General features: G+C 74.3%; 18 protein-coding genes. 7 read left to right on the top strand and 11 right to left on the bottom strand.

Annotation, left to right across the window (positions count from 1 at the left end):
* Positions 1–89: 89 nt before the first annotated feature.
* Positions 90–1,295: a beta-ketoacyl-[acyl-carrier-protein] synthase family protein gene (locus ABD254_RS08875; RefSeq protein ID WP_344247674.1), complete on the bottom strand. Its 1,206-nt coding sequence runs from the start codon at positions 1,293–1,295 to the stop codon at positions 90–92.
* Between the two features lie 196 nt (positions 1,296–1,491).
* Here ABD254_RS08875 and ABD254_RS08870 point away from each other — a divergent pair, with 196 nt between their 5' ends.
* Complete coding sequence (locus tag ABD254_RS08870) at positions 1,492–2,973, top strand: APC family permease (protein WP_344247672.1); 1,482 nt, start codon at positions 1,492–1,494, stop codon at positions 2,971–2,973.
* Between the two features lie 80 nt (positions 2,974–3,053).
* On the opposite strand, the gene ABD254_RS08865 is transcribed toward ABD254_RS08870, so the two are convergent.
* The 4 genes from ABD254_RS08865 to ABD254_RS08850 form a co-directional block, all read right to left on the bottom strand.
* Entirely contained in the window at positions 3,054–4,952 is a 1,899-nt protein-coding gene (locus ABD254_RS08865) for an HNH endonuclease signature motif containing protein (RefSeq protein ID WP_344247670.1), read from the bottom strand.
* Positions 4,953–5,015: 63 nt separating this feature from the next.
* Positions 5,016–5,540 carry an O-acetyl-ADP-ribose deacetylase gene (locus tag ABD254_RS08860; protein WP_344247668.1) on the bottom strand — a complete coding sequence of 175 codons (525 nt, stop codon included), beginning with the start codon at positions 5,538–5,540 and terminating at the stop codon, positions 5,016–5,018.
* Between the two features lie 44 nt (positions 5,541–5,584).
* Positions 5,585–5,854 (bottom strand): PspC domain-containing protein, encoded by a 270-nt coding sequence (locus ABD254_RS08855; protein WP_344247666.1) that lies wholly within the window; start codon positions 5,852–5,854, stop codon positions 5,585–5,587.
* Positions 5,855–5,942: 88 nt separating this feature from the next.
* Positions 5,943–6,866 carry an aminoglycoside phosphotransferase family protein gene (locus ABD254_RS08850; RefSeq protein ID WP_344247664.1) on the bottom strand — a complete coding sequence of 308 codons (924 nt, stop codon included), beginning with the start codon at positions 6,864–6,866 and terminating at the stop codon, positions 5,943–5,945.
* Between the two features lie 118 nt (positions 6,867–6,984).
* Here ABD254_RS08850 and ABD254_RS08845 point away from each other — a divergent pair, with 118 nt between their 5' ends.
* Positions 6,985–7,851, top strand: coding sequence for an endo alpha-1,4 polygalactosaminidase (locus tag ABD254_RS08845; RefSeq protein WP_344247662.1), 867 nt, complete (start codon positions 6,985–6,987; stop codon positions 7,849–7,851).
* 12 nt (positions 7,852–7,863) lie between these two features.
* Here the strand turns inward: ABD254_RS08845 and hrpA are convergent, their stop codons facing one another.
* Positions 7,864–12,336 carry an ATP-dependent RNA helicase HrpA gene (hrpA, locus tag ABD254_RS08840; protein ID WP_425553691.1) on the bottom strand — a complete coding sequence of 1,491 codons (4,473 nt, stop codon included), beginning with the start codon at positions 12,334–12,336 and terminating at the stop codon, positions 7,864–7,866.
* A 158-nt stretch (positions 12,337–12,494) separates the two neighbouring features.
* Positions 12,495–13,145 (bottom strand): TetR/AcrR family transcriptional regulator, encoded by a 651-nt coding sequence (locus ABD254_RS08835; protein ID WP_344247658.1) that lies wholly within the window; start codon positions 13,143–13,145, stop codon positions 12,495–12,497.
* A 101-nt stretch (positions 13,146–13,246) separates the two neighbouring features.
* Here ABD254_RS08835 and ABD254_RS08830 point away from each other — a divergent pair, with 101 nt between their 5' ends.
* Together ABD254_RS08830 and ABD254_RS08825 are read left to right on the top strand one after the other, a co-directional pair.
* Positions 13,247–13,789, top strand: a complete 543-nt coding sequence (locus tag ABD254_RS08830) for a dihydrofolate reductase family protein (RefSeq protein ID WP_344247656.1) — start codon at positions 13,247–13,249, stop codon at positions 13,787–13,789.
* 98 nt (positions 13,790–13,887) lie between these two features.
* Entirely contained in the window at positions 13,888–14,106 is a 219-nt protein-coding gene (locus tag ABD254_RS08825; RefSeq protein WP_344247654.1) for a hypothetical protein, read from the top strand.
* Here the strand turns inward: ABD254_RS08825 and ABD254_RS08820 are convergent.
* A complete protein-coding gene (locus tag ABD254_RS08820; protein WP_344247653.1) occupies positions 14,079–14,600 on the bottom strand; it encodes a DUF4190 domain-containing protein in 522 nt (173 codons plus the stop codon). The genes ABD254_RS08825 and ABD254_RS08820 overlap by 28 nt on opposite strands.
* A gap of 43 nt (positions 14,601–14,643) precedes the next feature.
* The gene (locus ABD254_RS08815) at positions 14,644–15,654 is read right to left on the bottom strand and encodes a helix-turn-helix transcriptional regulator (protein ID WP_344247652.1); all 1,011 of its coding nucleotides are present in this window, start codon (positions 15,652–15,654) and stop codon (positions 14,644–14,646) included.
* Positions 15,655–15,775: 121 nt separating this feature from the next.
* Here ABD254_RS08815 and ABD254_RS08810 point away from each other — a divergent pair, with 121 nt between their 5' ends.
* Complete coding sequence (locus ABD254_RS08810) at positions 15,776–16,915, top strand: epoxide hydrolase family protein (RefSeq protein WP_344247651.1); 1,140 nt, start codon at positions 15,776–15,778, stop codon at positions 16,913–16,915.
* A 93-nt stretch (positions 16,916–17,008) separates the two neighbouring features.
* On the opposite strand, the gene ABD254_RS08805 is transcribed toward ABD254_RS08810, so the two are convergent.
* The gene (locus ABD254_RS08805; RefSeq protein WP_344247649.1) at positions 17,009–17,497 is read right to left on the bottom strand and encodes a pyridoxamine 5'-phosphate oxidase family protein; all 489 of its coding nucleotides are present in this window, start codon (positions 17,495–17,497) and stop codon (positions 17,009–17,011) included.
* Positions 17,498–17,604: 107 nt separating this feature from the next.
* A complete protein-coding gene (locus ABD254_RS08800; protein ID WP_344247647.1) occupies positions 17,605–18,036 on the bottom strand; it encodes a hypothetical protein in 432 nt (143 codons plus the stop codon).
* A gap of 78 nt (positions 18,037–18,114) precedes the next feature.
* On the opposite strand from ABD254_RS08800, the gene ABD254_RS08795 reads away from it, so the two are divergent.
* Positions 18,115–18,963, top strand: coding sequence for a siderophore-interacting protein (locus ABD254_RS08795; RefSeq protein ID WP_344247645.1), 849 nt, complete (start codon positions 18,115–18,117; stop codon positions 18,961–18,963).
* A gap of 78 nt (positions 18,964–19,041) precedes the next feature.
* Positions 19,042–20,406 (top strand): hypothetical protein, encoded by a 1,365-nt coding sequence (locus ABD254_RS08790; RefSeq protein WP_344247643.1) that lies wholly within the window; start codon positions 19,042–19,044, stop codon positions 20,404–20,406.
* Positions 20,407–20,414 lie beyond the last annotated feature (8 nt).

The following is a 20,414-nucleotide window of genomic DNA, read 5'->3' as shown; positions in this document are numbered from 1 at the left end:
CGCCGGTCGAGCCCGTCGAGACCCGACCTCCGCTGGTTGAGCCTGTCGAAACCCGGTGCGTGGTTTCGGCAGGCTCGACCGGCGACTTGTCACTCCCGGGACAGCACCAGCGCCGCGCTGTGCCCGCCGAACCCGAACGCGTCGACCAGCGCGTGCCGGGCGTTCGTCGGGCGCAGCGCGGTCACGACGTCGAGGTCCACCTCGGGGTCCTGCTCGTCGAGGTTGAGGGTGGGCGGCACGACGCCCTCGCGCATGGCGCGCAGCGCGACCATCGCGCCGAGCGCGCCGGAGGCGCCGAGCAGGTGGCCGGTCGACGCCTTGGTGGCGGTGACGGGCGGCGGGTCGCCCAGGGCGTCGCGCAGGGCGCGGGCCTCGTTGAGGTCGCCCGACGGCGTGGAGGTGGCGTGCGCGTGCACCAGCCCCAGGTCGGACGCCGCGAGCCCGGCGGAGCGCAGCGCGAGGCCGACGGTGCGGGCCTGGTTGACAGGCTCGCCGCCGACGATGTCGTGCGCGTCGGAGGTCAGCGCCGCGCCGTCGACGGCGCCCAGGACCGTCGCGCCGCGCGCGCGGGCGTGCTCCTCGGCCTCGAGCACCAGCACGACGGCGCCCTCGCCCATGACGAACCCGTCCCGGCCGGCGTCGAACGGCCGCGAGGCGCGCGCCGGCTCGTCGTTACGGGTCGACATCGCGCGGGCGCGCGCGAACGCGGAGAGGCACAGGTCGACGATGCTCGCCTCGACCCCGCCGCACAGCACCACGTCGGCCTCGCCGTCGCGGATCATCTGCCGGCCCTGACCGATCGCCTCGACGCCCGCGGCGCAGGCGCTCACCGGCCCGCGGGCGCCCGCCTTCGCCCCGAGGTCGATCGACAGCCACGCCGCCGGCCCGTTCGCCATCACCATCGTCACCGCGTGCGGGGACACCCGCCGGTGGCCCTCGCGGTGCAGCACGTCGTACTGCGTGAGCGTGGTGGACAGCCCTCCGTTCGCGGTGCCGATCGCGACGGCGAGGCGCTCGGGGTCGACGTCCGGGGCGCCCGCCGACGCCCATGCGTCGCGGCCGGCGACGAGCGTGAGCTGCTCGGCGCGGTCCAGGCGGCGGAGCTCGCGCACCTCGAGCGAGCGGGCGAACTCGTCGTCGACCCGTGCCGCGATGCGTACGGGCAGCTCCCGTGCCCAGTCGTCCTCGAGCGCCGTGACGGCGCCGAGGCCGCCGGCGAGCGCCGCCCACGTCGCGTCCGCCGTGAGCCCGACGGGCGTGACCGCCCCCATCCCCGTGACCACCGTTCGTCGCAAGTCGGTCAACCTCCACGTCCGGGCGCCCCCCGCCCTCGCACCGTGCAAGACCTGTGTTCCTGAACTGTGCCCTACGACCGGCATCGCAGCAGGTGGGCGGCGCGCCGGGGGCGCAACGGGCGGTGCCGGCCGTCGCGAGGTTCCATGGGGGGACGGCGCACCGGTGCCCGGGGCGCGCCCAGGCGAGGAGGCAGGGATGAGTCAGGACGTCACGCGTGGCGACGCGACCGCGCCCGAGCACGGTCTCAGGCGGGTGATGGGCCGCAAGCTCCTGCTGCTGTTCATCGTGGGGGACATCCTCGGCACCGGCGTGTACGCGCTGACCGGCTCGGTGGCCGGCGAGGTCGGCGGCGCCGCGTGGGCGCCGTTCCTCATCGCCTTCGCGGTGGCGACCCTGACCGCGTTCTCGTACCTGGAGCTCGTCACCAAGTACCCGCAGGCCGCCGGCGCCGCGCTGTACACGCACAAGGCGTTCGGCATCCACTTCGTCACGTTCATCATCGCGTTCATGGTGATGAGCTCGGGCATCACGTCCGCGTCGACCGCGTCCAACGCGTTCGCGGGCTTCCTCAGCGACGGGTTCGGGCTGGGCCTGCCGACGGGCGGCACCGGCCAGCTGTTCATCGCCCTCGGTTTCATGACGCTGGTCGCGCTGGTGAACTTCCGCGGCGTCGGGGAGAGCGTCAAGGCGAACGTCGTGCTGACGCTCGTCGAGCTGTCGGGCCTGCTGCTCGTCATCTTCGTCGGCATGTGGGGGATGACGCAGGGTCGTGCCGACTTCTCCCGCGTCGTGGTGTTCGAGAGCCCCGAGGACAAGGGCGTGTTCCTCGCCGTGACGGCCGCGACCACGCTGGCGTTCTTCGCGATGGTGGGCTTCGAGGACTCGGTGAACATGGCCGAGGAGTGCGAGGACCCCATCCGCGACTTCCCGAAGATGATGATCACGGGGCTGTCGATCACCGGGCTCATCTACGTGCTCGTCGCGATCACCGCGGTGGCGATGGTGCCCGTGGGCGACCTCACCGACCCGGACAAGGGGTCCGCGCTCACCCAGGTCGTCGCGGCGGGTGCGCCCAACCTGCCCTTCGACACGCTCTTCCCGTTCATCGGCATGTTCGCCGTCGCGAACTCGGCGCTCATCAACATGCTCATGGCGTCGCGCCTGCTGTACGGGCTGGCGAACCAGGGCGTGCTGCCGCGCAGCTTCGGCAAGGTCCACCCCACGCGGCGCACGCCGTGGGTGTCGATCATCGTGACGACCCTCATCTCGTACGGCCTCATCGTGTACGTGGTCCGGGCCAACAGCACCGAGGAGGGGGCGAGCGCCGTGAGCCTGCTCGGCGGGACCACGTCGCTGCTGCTGCTGATCGTGTTCGCGGTGGTGAACGTCGCGCTGCTGGTGCTGCGGCGCCAGCCGGTGGAGCACCAGCACTTCCGCACGAAGGCGTGGCTGGCCGTGCTGGGTGCTCTCACCTGCGCGTACCTCGCCGGGCCGTGGGCGCGATCCTCCGAGCAGCAGGAGCAGTACGTCATCGCTGGCGGGATGATCGCGGTCGGCGTGGTGCTGTCCTTCATCACCTGGCTGTACAACCGCACCGTGAAGCACGAGCACACCGAGTTCGAGCACGTCGAGGAGCTCGACGAGCACCGCCCGGAGGGCCCGTACCCGAAGCGCTGACGTCGTCACGCCGCGTTTCCGGGCGTGGGCGCGACCGAACTTGGCGCCGGGGCCCGGACGCCGGGGACCGCATGGCGGGATCAGGACGCCGGCGGTCTTGCGTCCGGCGGCCCATTGTTCGGCCGTCTTGGGTCCGTCGGGTCGGAGGTCGGTGGCTCGTGATCCGGTAGCCCGAGGTCGGACGGGCTCGGCCCTCGCGCTCCTCGGTCTTGTGTCGCTGGATCGAGCGCGGGGTCGCGCCCGGTCAGGTCGTGTCGGGTCAGGTCGTGTCGGGTCAGGTCGTTTCCGGGGTTCCGGTCGTGGTGGGCGCGGCCGGTGGGTGAGGTCCAGGTCAGGGTGCCGTCGTCGTGGGGGGTCACGCGCCATCGTGTCTGGTGCTTGATCACGTGGTGGGCGCGGCAGAGGTGGGCCAGGTTGTCCGCGCTGGTGCGCCCGCCGTCGGCCCAGGCCGTGATGTGGTCGACGTCGCACGCGGCGGCCTTGCGGGTGCAGCCGGGGAACCGGCAGGTGGTGTCGCGCGCCTGCAGCAGGGCGCGCAGCGCGGCCGGGACGGTGTAGGTGCCGGGGTCGGTCGCCAGGGCACGCCCGTCGACGGGGTCGACCAGCAGCCGGCGCAGGGACGGCGCGTTCGCGGTCAGGCGGCCGGCGGTGTCCGCGTCGACGGGGCCGTGCCCGTCCAGTTCGGCCGGCGCGTCGCCGCCGAGCAGGGAGAACACCGGGACGGTGACCCGCACGCTCGGGGTGATGCGCCGCGCGAGCTGCGCCAGGCCGGGCACGAACCCTGCCAGTCCCGCACCGGCCTCGACGTCGTCCGCCCCGATCCCCGCCGCCCCGGCTGCTCCAGGTCCGGTTGCTCCAGGTCCGGTTGCTCCAGGTCCGGTTGCTCCAGTTCGGGCGCCGTTGCCCGCGAGCAGGAGCGCGGTCAGGGTGTCCGCGCGCAGCTGGTCCAGGGTGCGAAGGGTGCGGCCGCCCCCGGCGGGGTTCCCGAGGCTGTTCTCGGCACCGTTCGCAGCCGGGCTCCTGGTGCTGTTCCCGGTGGGCTCTTCGGTCGTGCCGGCCTGTCTCGCCGTGCACGCGGCGCGGGTGAGGCGGTCGTGGATCGCGTGCGCGAACACGGCGGGCAGGTGTGCGGTCAGCCACGCCATGCCGTCGGGGGCGGGGTCGAGGTACACGGCGCGCTTGTCGGCCGCGGCCCGGTGGCGGGTGGTGAGCGGCACGGGGTGGGCCAGGTCGCGGGCGCGGCGCAGCCGGCGGCGGAACTGGGTCGGGGTGCAGTGCGCCGCGGCGGGCAGGGCGGCAGCCTGCACCCGGGCGCGGGCCTCGCCGCCGCCGTCGGGCAGGCTCGGCAGCTCGGCCAGGGTGTCGGCCATCGCTCGCGCGTGCGCGGCGGAGAACCTGCCCCGGCACAGCTCGACCAGCGTCGAGGTACCCGCACCCGGACCGCCCCCGGCCACAGCATCGGCCTCAGGGTTGGTGGCAGCGTCCGCGGCGAGCTCGGTGGTGGCCTCGGTCAGGGTGCGGGCGGTGTCCACGAGGTGGGAGGCTTGCTGCTCCGACAGCCGCAGCGCGGTGGCCAGGTCCGCGACGAACGCCCGCTCGGCGAGCTGGCGTCGCCGCGCGACCGACGCGCGACGCAGCTCGAGATCGGCGTCGTCCAGCAGCGCGGCCTCACACCCGGCCGCGGCCCGCCGGGCCCGCTCCACCACGGCCAGCTTGCGCCCCTCCAGCGCGTCGATCCGCGCCTGCAGCGCGACCGCCTCGTCGATCCCCGCCGACACGTCATGCACCGACGGCACCCGGCCCGGATCGACCCACCGCGCGACGTCAGCCCTCGTCACGACCGGCGTGCCGTCAACGCCGACGTCGACGCCGTCGACAGCGCGCAACGCCGCTCCCGTGGGAGCAGACGACGAGGGCGCGAACGGCTCCGGCGCGACCTCCGCGCCGTCGTCCGCCCACCCCACCCCGCTGTCGAACATGTGTTCGATTCTACCGGGCGCGGAATGCCGGTACAAGGGGGTGTGGACAACCGTCCTGCCTGGTCAGCGAGCGGTGAGTGCGGACTCGAAGGCCGCGAGCACCGGCGCGTTGAAGAGGACGAACCGGACCTCGTCGATCGCGCCCGGGGAGGTGTCGTCCCACGACCGGACGGCGGAGACGGCGATACGTGCGACGTCCTCCGCGGCCCAGCCGTAGACGCCGGCGCTCACGGCGGGGAACGCGACCGTCCGCGCCCTCTGGTCGGCAGCGACGTCCAGCGAGCGGGTGAAGCACGACGCGAGCAGCGCGGGGTCGGACTCGCCGCGGTGCCGGTTCGGGCCGACGGTGTGGACCACCCACTCCGCGGGCAGCTCGAACCCGGGCGTGGCGACGGCGTCGCCCACCGCCAACCCGTCCGGGAGCGTCGTGCGGCGCAGCTCGCGGCACGCCTCCAGCAGTCGCGGGCCCGCGGCGGCGTGGATGGCGCCGTCGACCCCGCCGCCGCCCAGCAGCGACGAGTTCGCCGCGTTGACGATCGCGTCCACGCGGACGGTGGTGAGGTCTCCCTGCTCGGCGGTGACGTGCACGGCTCCTCCTCCGGGTCTCCGGGCTCCGGACCGGCGCTGGGTGCTCAGACCGCGCGCCGGGCCCTGTTCCTGGCCTTCTCCTCGCTGGGCATGAGGATCCACAGGACGGCGTAGGCCAGCACCTGCGGGCCGGGGATGAGGACGGACGCGACGGCGAGGATGCGGACCAGCCCTCGGCTCCAGCCGAGGTAGTCCGCGAGGCCGGCGCACACGCCGCCGAGCATGCGGCCGTACGTCGGCCGGAACAGCGAGCGTCGCGCCGCCGGCGCGGGCTGCTGGTACGGGGCCTGGGGGTACGGGGTCGTGGTGCTCATGCCTCGACGCTACGTCCGACGCCCGCGGGCCCGATATCGGGAGGTCCCCCGGTCCGACCCTGAGGCGTCCCCGACACATGGTGCGGGCTCATGCGTCGGCCACGGCTGCCGCGACGCGGCGCTGCGAGGCGCGGGCGAACGCGGGCCAGCGGTCCCAGTAGTACGGCAGCGCGACCACGCCCTGGACCAGCGTCCAGCCGCGCCCGCGCTCCCATGCGCCGTCGTCGAGATCGCCCCCGGGCCCGGCACCGGCGGCGTCGCGGAAGGCCTCGCGCGTGCGGCCGGCGAACAGCCACCAGGCGGGCGGCAGGTCCGCGGCCGGGTCGCCGACGCCCAGCGCGCCCCAGTCGATCACGGCGGCCAGCCGGCCGCCGTCGGCGATGAGGTTGCCGGGCATGAGGTCGCCGTGGATCCAGGCGCGGGGCGCGGGGTCGGCCGCGGCCTCCAGGGCCCGGTCCCAGGCTTTGAGGACGGCGGGCCCGTCGACGCGGTCGCCGGACGCGGCGGTGGCCTCGCGCACGGCGTCGTCCAGGCGGGCGAGCGGCACCCCGCGGCTGGTGCCGTCCTTGACCGGCCCGCCCATGGGGTCGACGGCGCGCAGCGCGGTGACGAACGCCCCGAGGTCCGTCGCGGCGGCGTCCGGGTCGAGGTTCGGCGTCGCGCCCGGCTCGAGCGGGTCGACAATCGCGGCGCCGCGGATCCACGGCGCGACCGACCAGCGGAACGGATAGGCGTCGTCCGGCACGCCGACGGCCAGCGGTGCGGGGACCGCCAGCGGCAGGTGCGGCGCGAGGCGCGGCAGCCAGCGGGCGTCGCCGAGCGCGTGCTCGGCGGCCCACGCGACCTTGGGCATGCGGGCCACCAGGTCGTCGCCGAGACGGAACAGCAGGTGGTCGGTGCCGGACTCCTGCACCGGGCTCACTGGCAATGACGCCCAGCGCGGGTGCTGTGCCGCCACGAGCCGGCGGACGTCGTCGGCGGTGACGGTGACCTCGTCGTCGTGCATCGGCATCCCCCGACCGTAGGGGCGCGGTGCCGCGTCGACCACCGGATTTCCTGGACGGAGGCGACCTCGCGCGTCGGCGGCGCCAGGCTGCGAGGCTGGGAGTCCGACGGTCGAGGGGGTAGAGGTGCGACGGAAGACGGCGCTGCTCTCGACGGTCCTGGTGCTCGTCGTCGCGGGGTGTGCCTCGGGCCAGCAGGAGTCGTCGTCCGTGTCGGCGTCGCCCGCCGGCCCGACCGTCGGTCTACCACCCGCCGGCGGGACGTTCGACTACCAGCTCGGCGGCGCGTACGACGAGGTCGCCGCCGGCCGCGGGGCGACTCCGATCGACATCGTCGTCCGGGACGCGACGGCCGGCCCGCTGCCCGGCGCGTACAGCGTCTGCTACGTCAACGGCTTCCAGACCCAGCCCGAGGAGGCTGACCGATGGGCGGGCGAGCGGGAGGAGCTGCTGCTTCACGACGCCGCCGGGGAGCGCGTCATCGACCCGGACTGGCCGGACGAGTACGTGCTCGACCCGTCCACCGCAGAGCAGCGGGAGGGGATCCTCGACGTGCTCGGGCCGGTCGTGGCCGGGTGCGCCGAGGCGGGCTTCGACGCCGTCGAGATCGACAACCTCGACACGTGGACGCGGTTCGACCGCATCGATGCCGCGGGGGCCTACGCCCTGGCCCGCGAGTACGTGCGGCTGGCCCACGGCGCAGGGCTCGCGATCGCGCAGAAGAACGCGGCCGAGATCACGCGCGTCGCGCACGACGAGCTCGGCTTCGACTTCGCCGTCGCGGAGGAGTGCAGCGTCTGGTCGGAGTGCGGCGAGTACACCGACGTCTACGGCGACCACGTGCTGCAGGTCGAGTACCCGGACAGCCTCGACGGCGCCGGGATGACGTTCGACGACGTGTGCGCGTCCCGCGACCGCGCGCCGCTGACGGTGCTGCGCGACCGCGGACTCGTCGACCCCGGCGCGGAGGGGTACGTCTACGACGCCTGCTGACGGTCCGGCGGGTCACCAGCCGCCGGGGCTGAGGATCTTGCGGATGCGCTTCTCGCTCACGGCGCCGTCGGTGCCGAGCTGCTGCGCGAACAGCGAGACGCGCAGCTCCTCGATCAGCCAGCGCACGTCGTCGAGCTCGGCGGCGCGCACGGGGTCGGCGGGCCCGGCGGCGTAGGCGGCGCGGGCCTTGTCGTAGGCCTCGGCGACGTCGTGCACGCGCCAGGACAGCTCGGCGTCGCGCGCCGGGTTCGTCTGGGCCTTCTCCAGCCGGTACGACGCCGCGCGCAGGTAGCGCACCAGGTGCGGCACGCGCCGCGGCGGCGTGGCGGACACGAAGCCGGCGTGGATCAGCCCGGCCACGTGGTCGCGCACGTCCTGCAGCGTGTTCAGCAGCGCGAGCGACGACGACGCGCGCACCTCGCCCTCGACCGTGCGCCAGGCGGCGAGCGCCGCGACGACGTGCCCCACGACCCGGTGCACCTCGTCCTCCAGGTGCCGCCGGACGAACGCGAGCGCCGCCGCGTACGCCTCGGCGTCGCCGATCTTCGCCGCATCGGTGGTTGAGCCTGCGCCGTCCTGAGCCCGTCGAAGGGTCGAAACCGGCGTCCCCGGCGCTCGCTCGGCCTCGGGGCTGGTCAGCGCGGTGACGGCCGCCAGTTGCAGGTCGGCGACGAGCGCGTCGGTGTTCCGGTACGGCGCGGCCGCGAGTGTCAGCGACTGCTTCGACGTCCAGCGCGACGTGATCCGCCCGGCCTGCAGCGCCGCCCGGGCCAGGAGCAGCCGGCGCACCCCGTGCGCGTGCGCGGCGTCCCGCCCCGCGGCGTCGGCGAGCACGCGCAGCGCCACGGTGGGCCTGCCCTTCGCGTCGGGCTCCTCCACCAGCGCCGGGTACCCGCGCACGACCACACCGCCGCCGAGGTCGGTCGACACCGAGTCCGGCAGCGCGCCGTCCGGCAGCCCCTCGGGCCACGTCGTGAGGCCGGTCTGCTCCGCGACGACCGACGCCGCGGCCACCACAGCGCTGGCCGAGCCGGTCGAGGCCCGGTCGCTGCTTGAGCCTGCGTCGTCCTGAGCCTGTCGAAGGGTCGGAAGCCGGTGCGTGGTCTCGACAGGCTCGACCGCCGATGCCCGTGCCTCCTCGACCGCCGATGCCCGCGCCTCCTCGAGCGCGCGCCCGACGGCGCCCTTCACCGCCGCACGCACGGCGGCCTCGGCCTGCGGCGCGAGCTGCTTCTGCAGCACCAGCAGGTCCTTGGACTCTCCGACGACGGCCGGCGCGGCGGCGTGCGGCCGACGCTGGCGTCCCTTGCCCTTCGCGGGCGAGGGGGGCGCGGCCGCGCGCGACGCGTCCTCGACCCGGAACGTCATGCGCAGGTGCGCGGGCAGCCGCTCGACGCGCTCGGCGTCCCACACGTCGTCGGGGATGACGACGTCCCGCAGCGCGCGCACGGCGCGGGCGAACTCGACGTGGAACGGCGACGCCATGTCCCCGGCCCGGGTCATGTCCTCCCACGCGGGGGTGTTCGCGCGCAGCCAGCCGGCGACGGCGGCGCCGACGTCGGGCGCCGGCACGAGCTGCACGCGCACGGCCTTGGGCAGCGAGCGGATCGTCGCGACGCACAGCTCGTCGAGCAGGCCGGGCACCATCCAGTCGAAGCCCTCCGGGGCGACCCGGTTGAGGATCGACAGCGGCACGTGCACGGTGACGCCGTCGGCGTCGCTGCCGGGCTGGAACTGGTACGTCAGCGGCAGCGTGACCTCGCCCTGCGTCCAGGTCTCGGGGAACTGGTCGGTGTCGACGGCGCCCGCGTCGACGAGCTGGTCGAGCGTGAACGTCAGCAGGTCCGGCGTCTCCCGCTGCGCCTGCTTCCACCAGGTGTCGAAGTGCCGGGCGCTGACGACCGACGCCGGGACGCGCTCGTCGTAGAAGGCGAAGAGGTCGTCCTCGGACGCGACGAGGCCGCGCTGCCGCGAGCGCGCCTCGAGCTCCTCGGCCTCGGCGAGCAGGCGCCGGTTCTCGGCGAAGAACCGGTGGTGCGTGGTCCACTGCCCCTCGACGAGCGCGTGTCGCACGAACAGCTCGCGCGCGGCCTCGGGGTCGACCTTGGCGAACAGCACGGGCCGGTCGGCCACGATCGGCACGCCGTACAGCAGCACCTTCTCGGTGGCCATCGCCGCGCCCTGCTTGGTCGACCAGTGCGGCTCGGAGTACGTGTGCTTCGCGAGCGGGCCGGCGAGCTCCTCGGCCCACTCCGGCTCGATGCGGGCGACGTCGCGCGCCCACAGGCGGGACGTCTCGACGAGCTCGCCGGCCATGATCCACTCCGGCGGCTTCTTGCTCAGCGGCGAGCCCGGGAAGATGGCGAACCGCGCCCCGCGCGCGCCGAGGTACTCGTTGCGGGCGCGCTTGGCCGCCTGCCGCAGCGCGCGGGCGCGGGCCTCGCCCCGCAGGTGCGCGACCGACGACGCCTTGATCTCGCCGGTGTCCTGCATGCCGAGCTGGCTGAGCAGGCCCGCCAGCAGCGAGCGGTGGATCGTCTCGCCGTCCCAGTCGAGCCGGTGGTCCGCCTCGGTGGTCTCGACAGGCTCGACTGACGGACCGGTGGTCTCGACAGGCTCGACCGACGAGGACACCCGCGGCGTGAACGACATGTCGATGCCGAGCGGCTTGCTCATCTCGCGCAGCTGCGCGACGACGTCCTGCCACTCGCGGATGCGCAGGAAGTTGAGGTGCTCCGCCTTGCACATCCGCCGGAACGCCGACGAGCCCATGGCGTGCTGCTGCTCGCGCACGTACTCCCACAGGTTGAGGTACGTGAGGAAGTCGGAGCGCGGGTCGGTGAACCGGGCGTGCAGCTGGTCGGCATGGGCGCGCGTCTCGGCGGGGCGTTCGCGCGGGTCCTGGATGGACAGGACGGCGGCGATGATCGCGACCTCGCGCGCCACCCCACGCTTCGCGCCCTCGATGATCATGCGCGCCAGCCGCGGGTCCATCGGGAGCTGCGCGAGCGTGCGCCCGACGTCGGTGAGCCGGGTCGCCCCGTCCTGCGTCGACAGCGCGCCGAGCTCCGTGAGGAGCTGCACGCCGTCGCGCACGGCCCGCGTGTCAGGGGGCTCGACGAACGGGAAGCGGGCCACGTCGTCGGGCGTCGTCACGACGCCCACGCTGATCATCTGCAGCAGCACGGACGCGAGCGAGGTGCGCAGGATCTCGGGCTCGGTGAACTCCGGCCGGCCCTCGAAGTCCTCGCGGGAGTAGAGGCGGATCGCGACGCCGTCGGCCACGCGGCCCGACCGGCCGGAGCGCTGGTTCGCCGACGCCTGGCTGATCGGCTCGATCGGCAGCCGCTGCACCTTGGTCGCCTTCGAGTAGCGCGAGATGCGCGCGGTGCCCGGGTCGACGACGTAGTGGATGCCCGGCACGGTCAGCGAGGTCTCGGCGACGTTGGTCGACAGCACGATGCGCCGGCCCGGGTGCGACTGGAACACGCGGTGCTGCTCCGCCGCCGACAGTCGCGAGTACAGCGGCAGGATCTCGACGTGCTGCGGGTGGCGCGGGTCGCGCACGCGGTCCTTGAGGTGCCCTTCGAGGGCGTCCGCGGCGTCGTGGATCTCCCGCTCGCCGGACAGGAAGACGAGGATGTCGCCTGGGCCCTCGCGCATCAGCTCGTCGCAGGCCTCGACGATGCCCGTGACGAGGTCCTTCTCCTCCCCGGAGGTTGAGCCTGTCGAAACCTTCTTCTTGGCGGGGGCGTCGGGGTCCGTGTCGGGGGAGAGCGGGCGCCAGCGGATCTCGACCGGGTACGTGCGCCCCGTGACCTCGATGATCGGCGCGGCGTCGCGGCCGGTGTCGCGGAGCAGCGCCACGACGTCGTCCGGGGCACCGCCGTGCTCGGCGAGGGAGGCTGGGGAGAAGTGGCCCGCGAACCGCTCGGAGTCGATCGTCGCCGAGGTGATGACGAGCTTGAGGTCCGGCCGGCGCGGCAGCAGCCGGGACAGGTAGCCGAGCAGGAAGTCGATGTTGAGCGACCGCTCGTGCGCCTCGTCGATGACGATCGTGTCGTACGCGAGCAGGTCCGGGTCCCGCTGGATCTGCGCCAGCAGGATGCCGTCGGTCATGACCTTGACCAGCGTCTCGTCGCTGGACTGGTCGGTGAACCGCACCTGGTAGCCGACGACCCCGCCCAGCTCGGTGCCGAGCTCCTCCGCCACGCGCTCGGCGACGCTGCGGGCCGCGATCCGGCGGGGCTGCGTGTGCCCGATCTGGCCCTTCCGGCCGCGGCCCAGCTCGAGCAGGATCTTCGGCAGCTGGGTCGTCTTGCCGGAGCCCGTCTCGCCCGCGACGACGACCACCTGGTGGTCGCGGATCGCGGCGGCGATGTCGGCCCTGCGCGCCGAGACCGGCAGCTGCTCGGGGTAGACGATCGGCGGGACCTCGACGGCAGCGCGACGGGCCGCGGCCTTCTCGAGCTGCTCGCGGCTCACCCGGCGCGGACCGGACCGGCGCCGGTCCTGCTGGGGGTCACGTCGGCCGGTCGAGGTGTCACGCGCGGTGCCGGAGCGCCGCCCGCGACCCCGGCGGAGGGGACGACGCGCACCGCCGTCGTCCGACGACGACTGCGGGGCGGGGGGCTGCTCGGTACTCACGACGTCCCATTGTCGCAAGCGCCGCAAGGTGATTCGCGCGCGCCCGTCGGGGCGTGGCGAGCGACGATCGTGAGAGCCGCTTCGTCCACCGTCCGGAGCGTCTCCTCCTCGGTGATCGACCAGGTGCCGTGCATCAGGCGCGGCCAGAAGACGGCCGAGGCGATCATCCCGAGGAACTGGGGGGCCGCCACGTCGGTGTCGTCGACGTGCTCCGCCCGGAGATAGCGCCGGAGGGCCGCCAGGACGGGCAGCGTGCCGAAGTCGAAGGTGCGTTCGCGGAGCTCGGGGAACCGCGCCGACTCGGCGATCACCGTGCGCATCAGGCCGACCATGCGAGGACGGGTCAGCAGCTCCACGTAGGCGAGGCCGAGGGTCACCAGGCCCGCGTGGAAGTCGCCGTCCGGCGGGTCGGCAGGCTCGCTGTCCGGCGAGCCTCCTGCCGCGAGCACGGTGGCCTCGAACAGCTCCGCCTTGGTCGGGAACTGCTTGAACAGCGTCGCTCGGGAGACCCCGGCGCTCGCGGCGACGCGTGCGAGGGAGGTGCGGTCGTACCCGGACTCGAGGAACAGACCGGTGGCGGCGTCGAGGATCGTCGCGCGGTTCGTCGCGGCGACCTCGCGGTGATAGGCGGAGAGTTCGCGAGCCATGCTCTGAGTGTCCCATGAGGTGAGTTGCTTGACTCGCCTCTGTTCCCTGTCTACCGTGGAGAGGTGAGTCGAGCGGCTCACCTCAATGATCGGAGAAGATCATGACCGGAGTATTCGTCCATGCCACCGTGACTCTCGACGGATTCATGGCCGATCCCGACGGCGGGGTCGACTGGATGTTCGGCCGCCCCTCGGCGCCCCAGGACGACGACGTCGTCGCGAAGGTCACCGAGCGGATCGGGGCCGTCGTCGGCGGGGCGAACAAGACCCGGACGATCGACGACGGCGAGATCCCGTACGGCGGCATGCTCGGCGTGCCGGTCTACCTCATGACCCACACCCCCCACGACCCGATCGAGCGGGACGGCGTCACGTACACCTTCGTGGTCGACGACATCGCGCACGCGGTCGAGGCGGCGAAGCAGGCGGCGGGCGACAAATGGGTGAGCCTGCTGGGCGGCAGCATCTCGAGGCAGTGCCTGCAGCTCGGTCTCGTCGACGAGATCCATCTCGACGTCGCGCCCGTGCTGCTCGGAGACGGCATCTCGCTGTTCGCGGGGCTCGGCCAGCGCATCGAGCTCGAGCGCCTCGAGACGTCGGCCTTCGCGAGCGAGACGCACCTGCGCTACCGCGTGCTCCGCTAGCTCCTCGACGCCGCGCCGCGCCCCTCTCGGCCGGGATCAGCGTCGGCACGACCCGCCAGTCCTACCCGCCCCCTACCCGTCGTCGCGAGGAGGACATCGTGCGTGTCGCTGTCCTGGACGACTACCAGCAGGTCGCCCGCCGGTTCGTCGACTGGGCGAGCCTGGGGGCCGAGGTCACGTTCCTCGACCGGCCGCTGCCCGACGACGAGGCCGTGGCCGCGGTGGGCGGCGGGCAGCCCCGTGCGGGTGCTGACCTGGTCCGCCGGCCCACGGCGGCCTCGTCGTCGCGTCAGAGGACCGTGAGCTCGGTCGGGTAGTCGGAGTAGGTCGCGGCGCCGCCGGAGATGCCGATCGCGAACAGCATGACGAAGAAGAGGACGTACAGCACCCAGAGCGACGTGAACACGATCGAGAGCCACAGCCCCCACGTGGCGAGCGGGTTGGGGACGCCGGCCTTCTTCGACTGGGACTTCCCCATGGCCGACACGACGATCCCGGCGGGGGCCACCAGGAACGCGAGGATGAACCCGACGATCCCCAGCGTCCGACCCGGGGGCTCGGGGGCGTAGCCCGGGTACGGGTAGGCCTGACCCTGGGGGTACGGGGGGTACGTGTGCTGCGGGTACGCGCCCTGGGCGGGAGTGCCCTGCGGGAAGGCGGCCTGGGGGTAGGGGTCCTGCGGGGAGGTCGGTGCCGGGCCGTAGCCGTAGCCCGACGGCGTGTAGCCCGGCTGCGGGTCCGGCGTCGTCCCGCCGGGGGGTGGCGCGCCGGCGGTCGGGGAGGTCTGGCCGGGCTGATAGGGGTCGCTCACGGCGACAGTGTCCCGGAACCGGGGCCCGGAGCCAAGACCGTCGTCACGCCTCATGACGGGGCGCGTCGCCGGCGTCGTCCGCGGACGAGGCGTCGGCGCGGGCGGCGTCGGGCACGGCGCGCGCGTACCGCGCCGCGAGCGCCCGCAGGTGCTCGACCAGCTCGGGCGGCTCGGCGACGTGGAAGTCCAGGCCGAGCAGCCCGATCCACACCGCCACGACCTGCACGCTGTCGCCTCCGGTGACGAGCACGCTCCGCCCGTCGGGCAGGGGCTGGACCGTGCCGACCGCCGGGTTGATCCGGGCCAGGACCTCGTGCGCGGGCGCCTCGACCACGACCCGGGCGTGGAACGCCCACCCTGTGCGCGCGACTTCCTGCACGACGAACGTCGTGAGGTCGCCGGGGAAGTCGACCGGGGTGAACCGCCGTCCGCCGGGGGTGCGCAGGCGCAGCCAGTCGACCCGATAGGGCGCCCAGGTGCTGGCGGCGGGGTCCCGGGCCACGAGGAACCACCGCTGCTGCCACGCGACCAGGTGACGGGGCTCGAGCTCCAGCGGCTCGTCCTGGTAGTAGCAGCGCAGGCCCTGGTGGTCGCGGATCGCCGCGGCCAGCGCGGTGAGCTTCTCCGGGTCGACCTCGGGCTCCTCGGTGTAGGGCCCGGTGTTCGCCGGCCCAGCCGTCGAGGCCGCCCGTAGGGCCGAGACCTGTCGCCGCAGGCGGTCGGGCAGCACCTGCTCGAGCTTGGCCAGCGCCGACTGCCCGGACTCCTCGAACCCGGCGGTGCCCGTCGCCGCGCGCAGGCCCACCGCCACCGCCACCGCCTCGGCGTCGTCGAGCAGCAGCGGGGGCAGCCGCGCGCCCGCGCCGAGCCGGTATCGCCCGCCCGGGCCCCGCACGGCGTGGACGGGGTAGCCCAGCTCACGCAGCCGCGCGACGTCGTTGCGGACGGTCCGGTCGGTGACGTCGAGGCGCTCCGCGAGCTCGGTGCCGGACCAGTCGGGGCGTGACTGCAGCAGCCCGAGCAGGGCGAGCATCCGGGCCGAGGTGGAGCCCATCGAGATTCCTCCGAGAGAGTTCTGGTCGCTCCAGAATAAAGGAAAGAACCGTTCCTGAACCTTCTCTAGTGTCGAAGACATCAGCGAGGCAGAAGCCCCGTCCGGAACCAGGGAGACAGCCATGAGCACCGCCGCCGCCGGCCAGACCGGCATCGAGCTCCGCCCCTTCGCCGTCGACGTCCCGCAGGCCGACCTCGACGACCTGCAACAGCGCCTCGAGCGCACGCGTCTCGCCCCCGCCGCCCCCGGCGACTCGTGGGACTACGGCACGCCGGAGTCGTACCTGCGCGACATGGTCGAGCGCTGGAAGGGCTTCGACTGGCGCGCCGTCGAGGCTCGGCTCAACGCCTACCCGGGCTTCCTCGCCGACGTCGACGGACAACCGGTCCACTTCCTGCACGTGCGCTCGCAGCACGCCGACGCGACGCCGCTGCTGCTCGCGCACACCTACCCCGGTTCGGTGCTGGACTACCTCGACATGATCGACCCGCTCGTCGACCCGGTGGCGCACGGCGGGAGCCCCGAGGACGCGTTCCACGTCGTGATCCCGTCCCCGCCGGGGTTCGGGTTCTCCACGCCGCTGGTCAGGGCGGACTGGACGATCGCCCGGGTCGCGCGCACGTACGACACCCTCATGCGCGGGCTCGGCTACGAGTCCTACGGGATCCACGGGAGCGACAACGGGGCGATGATCTCGCGCGAGCTCGCCGTCATGGACCCCCCGGGGTTCCTCGGGGCGCACGTGCTGCAGCTCTTCTCCTTCCCCACCGGCGCGCCCGGCGAGATGGACGGCTTCGGCCCGAAGGAGTATGCGGCGCTCGAGTTCCTGCAGTGGTTCCAGACGGTCGGGGGATACAACACGATGAACGCGTCGCGGCCGCAGACCGTCGCGGCGGGGCTCGCGGACTCGCCCGTCGCCACGCTGGCCTACTCGGAGCTGTTCGAGAGCTTCGGCAATGGGACGGCGCTCGTGTCCCCGGACCAGGTGCTGGCGCAGGCCACGCTCTACTGGCTGACCAACTCCTACGCCACGGCCGTGCGGTACTACTACGCCGAGCAGCGCGCGGGCGCGGAGCCCGCCGTGAGCACCGGGCGCATCGGCGTCGCTGTGTTCAAGGACGACTTCCAGACGATCCGGCAGCTCGCCGAGCGGGACAACGCGCGGATCGAGCACTGGTCCGAGTTCCCGCGCGGCGGCCACTACGCGGCGATGGAGGTGCCGGACGACATCGTCGCCGACCTGCGGGTCTTCTTCGCCTGAGACGTCGGTGCAGCGCAGGGTGAGGGCCGAGCAACGAGGCACTCGCCCGCAGCGAAACCGCAGACTCGGCCGACGACAGACCGCCTGAGGGTGTCAGCTCGGCGGCACGGGCATCCGCCGGTCGATGCCCGTGCCGAGGGTCGGGTGGCGGCCTCGGACGAGGACCTCCCGCCGCTCGCACTCCAGGACGTACAGGCGCAACGACGAGTCGCCGGACAGTTCGGCGGGGGTGAACGCCACGCCGTCGCGGGTGTCGGCGTAGGCGGCGGCGCAGCGGTCGCCCAGCTCGTCGTCGGGGATCCGCCGCGCCCGGCCCGTGAGATAGACGGCCTCGGCGCCGCCCACGCGGACCGTCGAGTCGAAGACGACGCCCTCGACGCGCGGCTCGTGCTCGACGTTCCGCGAGTGGTGGGCGTCGGGCGAGGAAACCCAGTACACGTCCGCGCCGTCACGGGTGAAGAACACCGGGGAGACGCGCGGCGCCCCGTCCGGGTCGATCGTCGCGAGCACGACGTAACGGACAGTGGTGAGGACGCGCTCGGCGCCTGCGGCGAGGTCGTCGGTGGCGAGGTCGTCGGTCATAGGGGGTTGACCCGCGTCTCGCCGCAGGATCATCGGCGCTCGTCGCCCGGGCGTTCAGAGGTCGGGCGCTCAGAGGTCGGGCGTTCGGAGGACGGGGCGTTCGGAGGTCAGGGCGCGACGATCCAGGTGTGGGTCGCGTCGCAGCCGGCGGGGACGTGCCAGTCGTCGGGGATCTCGGGGTCCGGGTCGTCCTCGCCGGAGGCGCCGCCGCCGAGCTCGATCACCGCCCCCGGCTCGTACTGCTCCGAGCCGTACGTCAGCACCTCGCCGTTCCAGCCCACGGCGCCCGACGGGAAGACCGGCAGCCAGCGCTTGCCGAAGTCGCTGTCGACGACGTAGACGCACCCGCCCTCGACCGCGAGGGCGCCGGTGAGCAGGGCCGCGTTGCCGCCGTCGCCCGCGGGGTACGTGGCGACCTGGTCCACCGCCGTCGGCTTGGCGTCGAAGGTGCACGCCGCCGAAAGGCTCGCCGCCAGCACGGCGACCAGGCCCGCGGACGCACGGCAGACGCGGCGAGGGATCACGCGGCGACGGATCACGGGACGACGCTAGGCCCGCGCCCGCGCCGACGGGCGGGCGGGCGGCGCATCGTCATCGGACCGTGATGGAATCGACGGGTGTTCACGCGTCCCCGCACCCGCTTCGACCTGGTGCCGCGCCGCGTGCGCGTGCACGCCGTCACCGAGCTGACGGGCTCGATGCGCCGCACGACGTTCCGCGACGTCGACGGCGCGGACCCCGCCGCGCCGACGTCGCTGGCGGCGATCCGCGCGCCCGGCCCGGAGGACCACGTCAAGGTCTTCCTGCCCGACCCCGCCACCGGCGAGCTGCACGCCCCCACGATCGCGCCCGACGGCGGGCTGCAGCGGCCGACGGGGGTCGTGTCGATCTCGCGCGACTACACGGTGCGCGCCACGCGCACGGCCGGCGGCGTCGCCGAGCTCGACGTCGACTGGGTGCTGCACGGCGACGAGGGGCCGGCCTCCGCCTGGGCGGCGCGGGCCGCCGAGGGCGACGAGCTCGTGCTCGCCGGGCCGCGGGGCAGCGTCGGCGTGCCGGACGAGATCGGCCGGCTCACCGTCGTCGTCGACGAGACGGGGCTGCCCGCCGCGGCGCGCTGGGTCGACGCCGTCGGGCCGGACGTGCCCGTCACCGCCATCGTGGAGATCGGCGACGACGTGGACGAGGCGTACGTCGAGGACGAGCTCGGGCGCGCGAGCGTCGAGATCCTGTACCGGACCGACGGCCCCGGTCAGGTCGCCGACGCCGTGCGTTCCCTCGGCGGCCCCGAGGACGGCGAGCTCGTGGTGGCGCTCGGCGAGGCCGGGGAGCTGGTCGCGGTGCGGCGCTTCCTGCGGCGGGAGCTGGGCGTGCCGGCCGAACAGCTGTCGATCTCCGGCTACTGGAAGCGCGGGGTCGTCAACCGGGACCACCACCAGCCGCTGGACCCGAGCGACCCGGACTGACCGGTCCCGGACGGCCGGCGTGCCCCGGCGAGCGGCGGTCGCCGCTAGCGTGTGACGCGCACGGATCGAGGAGGTGTCGTGCCGCGACCATCGCCCGAACCGTCGCCCCGCCCGTCGCCCGCAGGCCGACGTCCCGTCTGGATCCTTCCGGCTGCCGCGCTGGTGGCCCTCGTCGCGGCCGTCGCGCTCCTCGCGCTGTGGGCGGCGGCGCTGCGCGACGACGCGGGGGTTGTGCTGCTCACGGGCGCGGAGCCGTTCGTCGGGTACTGGGACGTCCGGGCCGGCGTCGGGACCCTCGCGGCCGTGGCGCTGGCCGCGGTCGTCGTGGCGCTCGGACCGCGCCTCGCGCACGCGCTGCGCTGGCCGGCGCTCCTGGCGGTCGCGGGGGCCACCGCGCTGGCGTTCGCCGTCGCCCTCGGGGCCGCGACGTCGTGGGGCGACCTCGTCGACCCGGTGCGCGGCCCGCACGAGTACCTGCCCGTCGTCCCGGCCGCCGCCGCCGACCCGGCGGGCTTCCTCGCCACGTTCGTCGAGCGCCTCGCGGAGTACCCCATCCACGTGCGGGGCCATCCTCCGGGCTTCGTGCTCGTGCTCGCGGGCCTGGACAGGCTGGGGCTCGGCGGGCCGGGCTGGGCCGCGGCGCTCGCCGTCGTCGCCGGCGCGAGCGCCGTCGTCGCGGTGGCGGTCACGCTGCGCCGCCTGGGCGGGCGGCCCGGGGAGGAGACGGCACGGCGGGCGCTCCCGGCGGTCGTGCTCGCCCCGGCCGCCCTGTGGGTCGCGACGTCGGCCGACGCGTTCTTCGCCGCCGTGCTCGCGTGGGGGGTCGCCGCGCTCGCCGTGGCGTCCACGACGCCGCGTCCCGGCGTGCGCCTGGCCGCCGCGCTGGGCGCGGGCCTGCTGCTCGGGGCGTGCCCGTTCCTCTCCTACGGCCTGCTGCACATGGGCGTCGTGGCGCTCGTCGTGCCGTGGGCGACGCGCCGGTGGACGCCGACGCTCGTCGCAGGCGTCGTCGTCCTGGCGGTGGTCGCGGCGGCCGCGGCGGGGGGCCTCTGGCTCGGGGACGGGGTGGCGGCGACGCACGAGCAGTGGAGCGCCGGGTCCGGCACGGGGCGGCCCTACCTGTACTTCCTCGCCGTCGACCTCGTGCTCCTCGCGGTGCTGGTCGGGCCCGCGGGCGCCGCGGGCCTCGCCCGGGCCCGGCACCTCGACCGCACGACGCGCGCGATGGTGCTCGTCGCTGCCGCGTCCGCGGTGCTCGGCGCCGTCGGCGGGTTCGAGCGGGGGGAGGTCGAGCGGATCTGGCTGCCGCTCGCGTGCTGGGTCGTGCCGGCCGCGGCGGCGGTCGTCGGCGACCCGGGCCGGGTCGGGGCGTGGCGCGCGTGGCTCGTCGTGCAGGCCGCCGCGACGGTGGTGCTCGCGACGGTGCTGCGCTCGCCCTGGTGACGCCGGGC

The organism is Isoptericola hypogeus (genome assembly GCF_039531145.1).
GTDB lineage: Bacteria > Actinomycetota > Actinomycetes > Actinomycetales > Cellulomonadaceae > Isoptericola > Isoptericola hypogeus.
This window is presented reverse-complemented; position numbering and strand designations above follow the sequence as displayed.

Excerpts from the sequence above, each read along its gene's own strand:
- ABD254_RS08870 (WP_344247672.1), top strand. The coding sequence starts at position 1,492 with ATGAGTCAGGACGTCACGCGTGGCGACGCGACCGCGCCCGAGCACGGT.
- ABD254_RS08865 (WP_344247670.1), bottom strand. The coding sequence starts at position 4,952 with ATGTTCGACAGCGGGGTGGGGTGGGCGGACGACGGCGCGGAGGTCGCG.
- ABD254_RS08855 (WP_344247666.1), bottom strand. The coding sequence starts at position 5,854 with ATGAGCACCACGACCCCGTACCCCCAGGCCCCGTACCAGCAGCCCGCG.
- ABD254_RS08850 (WP_344247664.1), bottom strand. The coding sequence starts at position 6,866 with ATGCCGATGCACGACGACGAGGTCACCGTCACCGCCGACGACGTCCGC.
- ABD254_RS08835 (WP_344247658.1), bottom strand. The coding sequence starts at position 13,145 with ATGGCTCGCGAACTCTCCGCCTATCACCGCGAGGTCGCCGCGACGAAC.
- ABD254_RS08830 (WP_344247656.1), top strand. The coding sequence starts at position 13,247 with ATGACCGGAGTATTCGTCCATGCCACCGTGACTCTCGACGGATTCATG.
- ABD254_RS08815 (WP_344247652.1), bottom strand. The coding sequence starts at position 15,654 with ATGGGCTCCACCTCGGCCCGGATGCTCGCCCTGCTCGGGCTGCTGCAG.
- ABD254_RS08810 (WP_344247651.1), top strand. The coding sequence starts at position 15,776 with ATGAGCACCGCCGCCGCCGGCCAGACCGGCATCGAGCTCCGCCCCTTC.
- ABD254_RS08805 (WP_344247649.1), bottom strand. The coding sequence starts at position 17,497 with ATGACCGACGACCTCGCCACCGACGACCTCGCCGCAGGCGCCGAGCGC.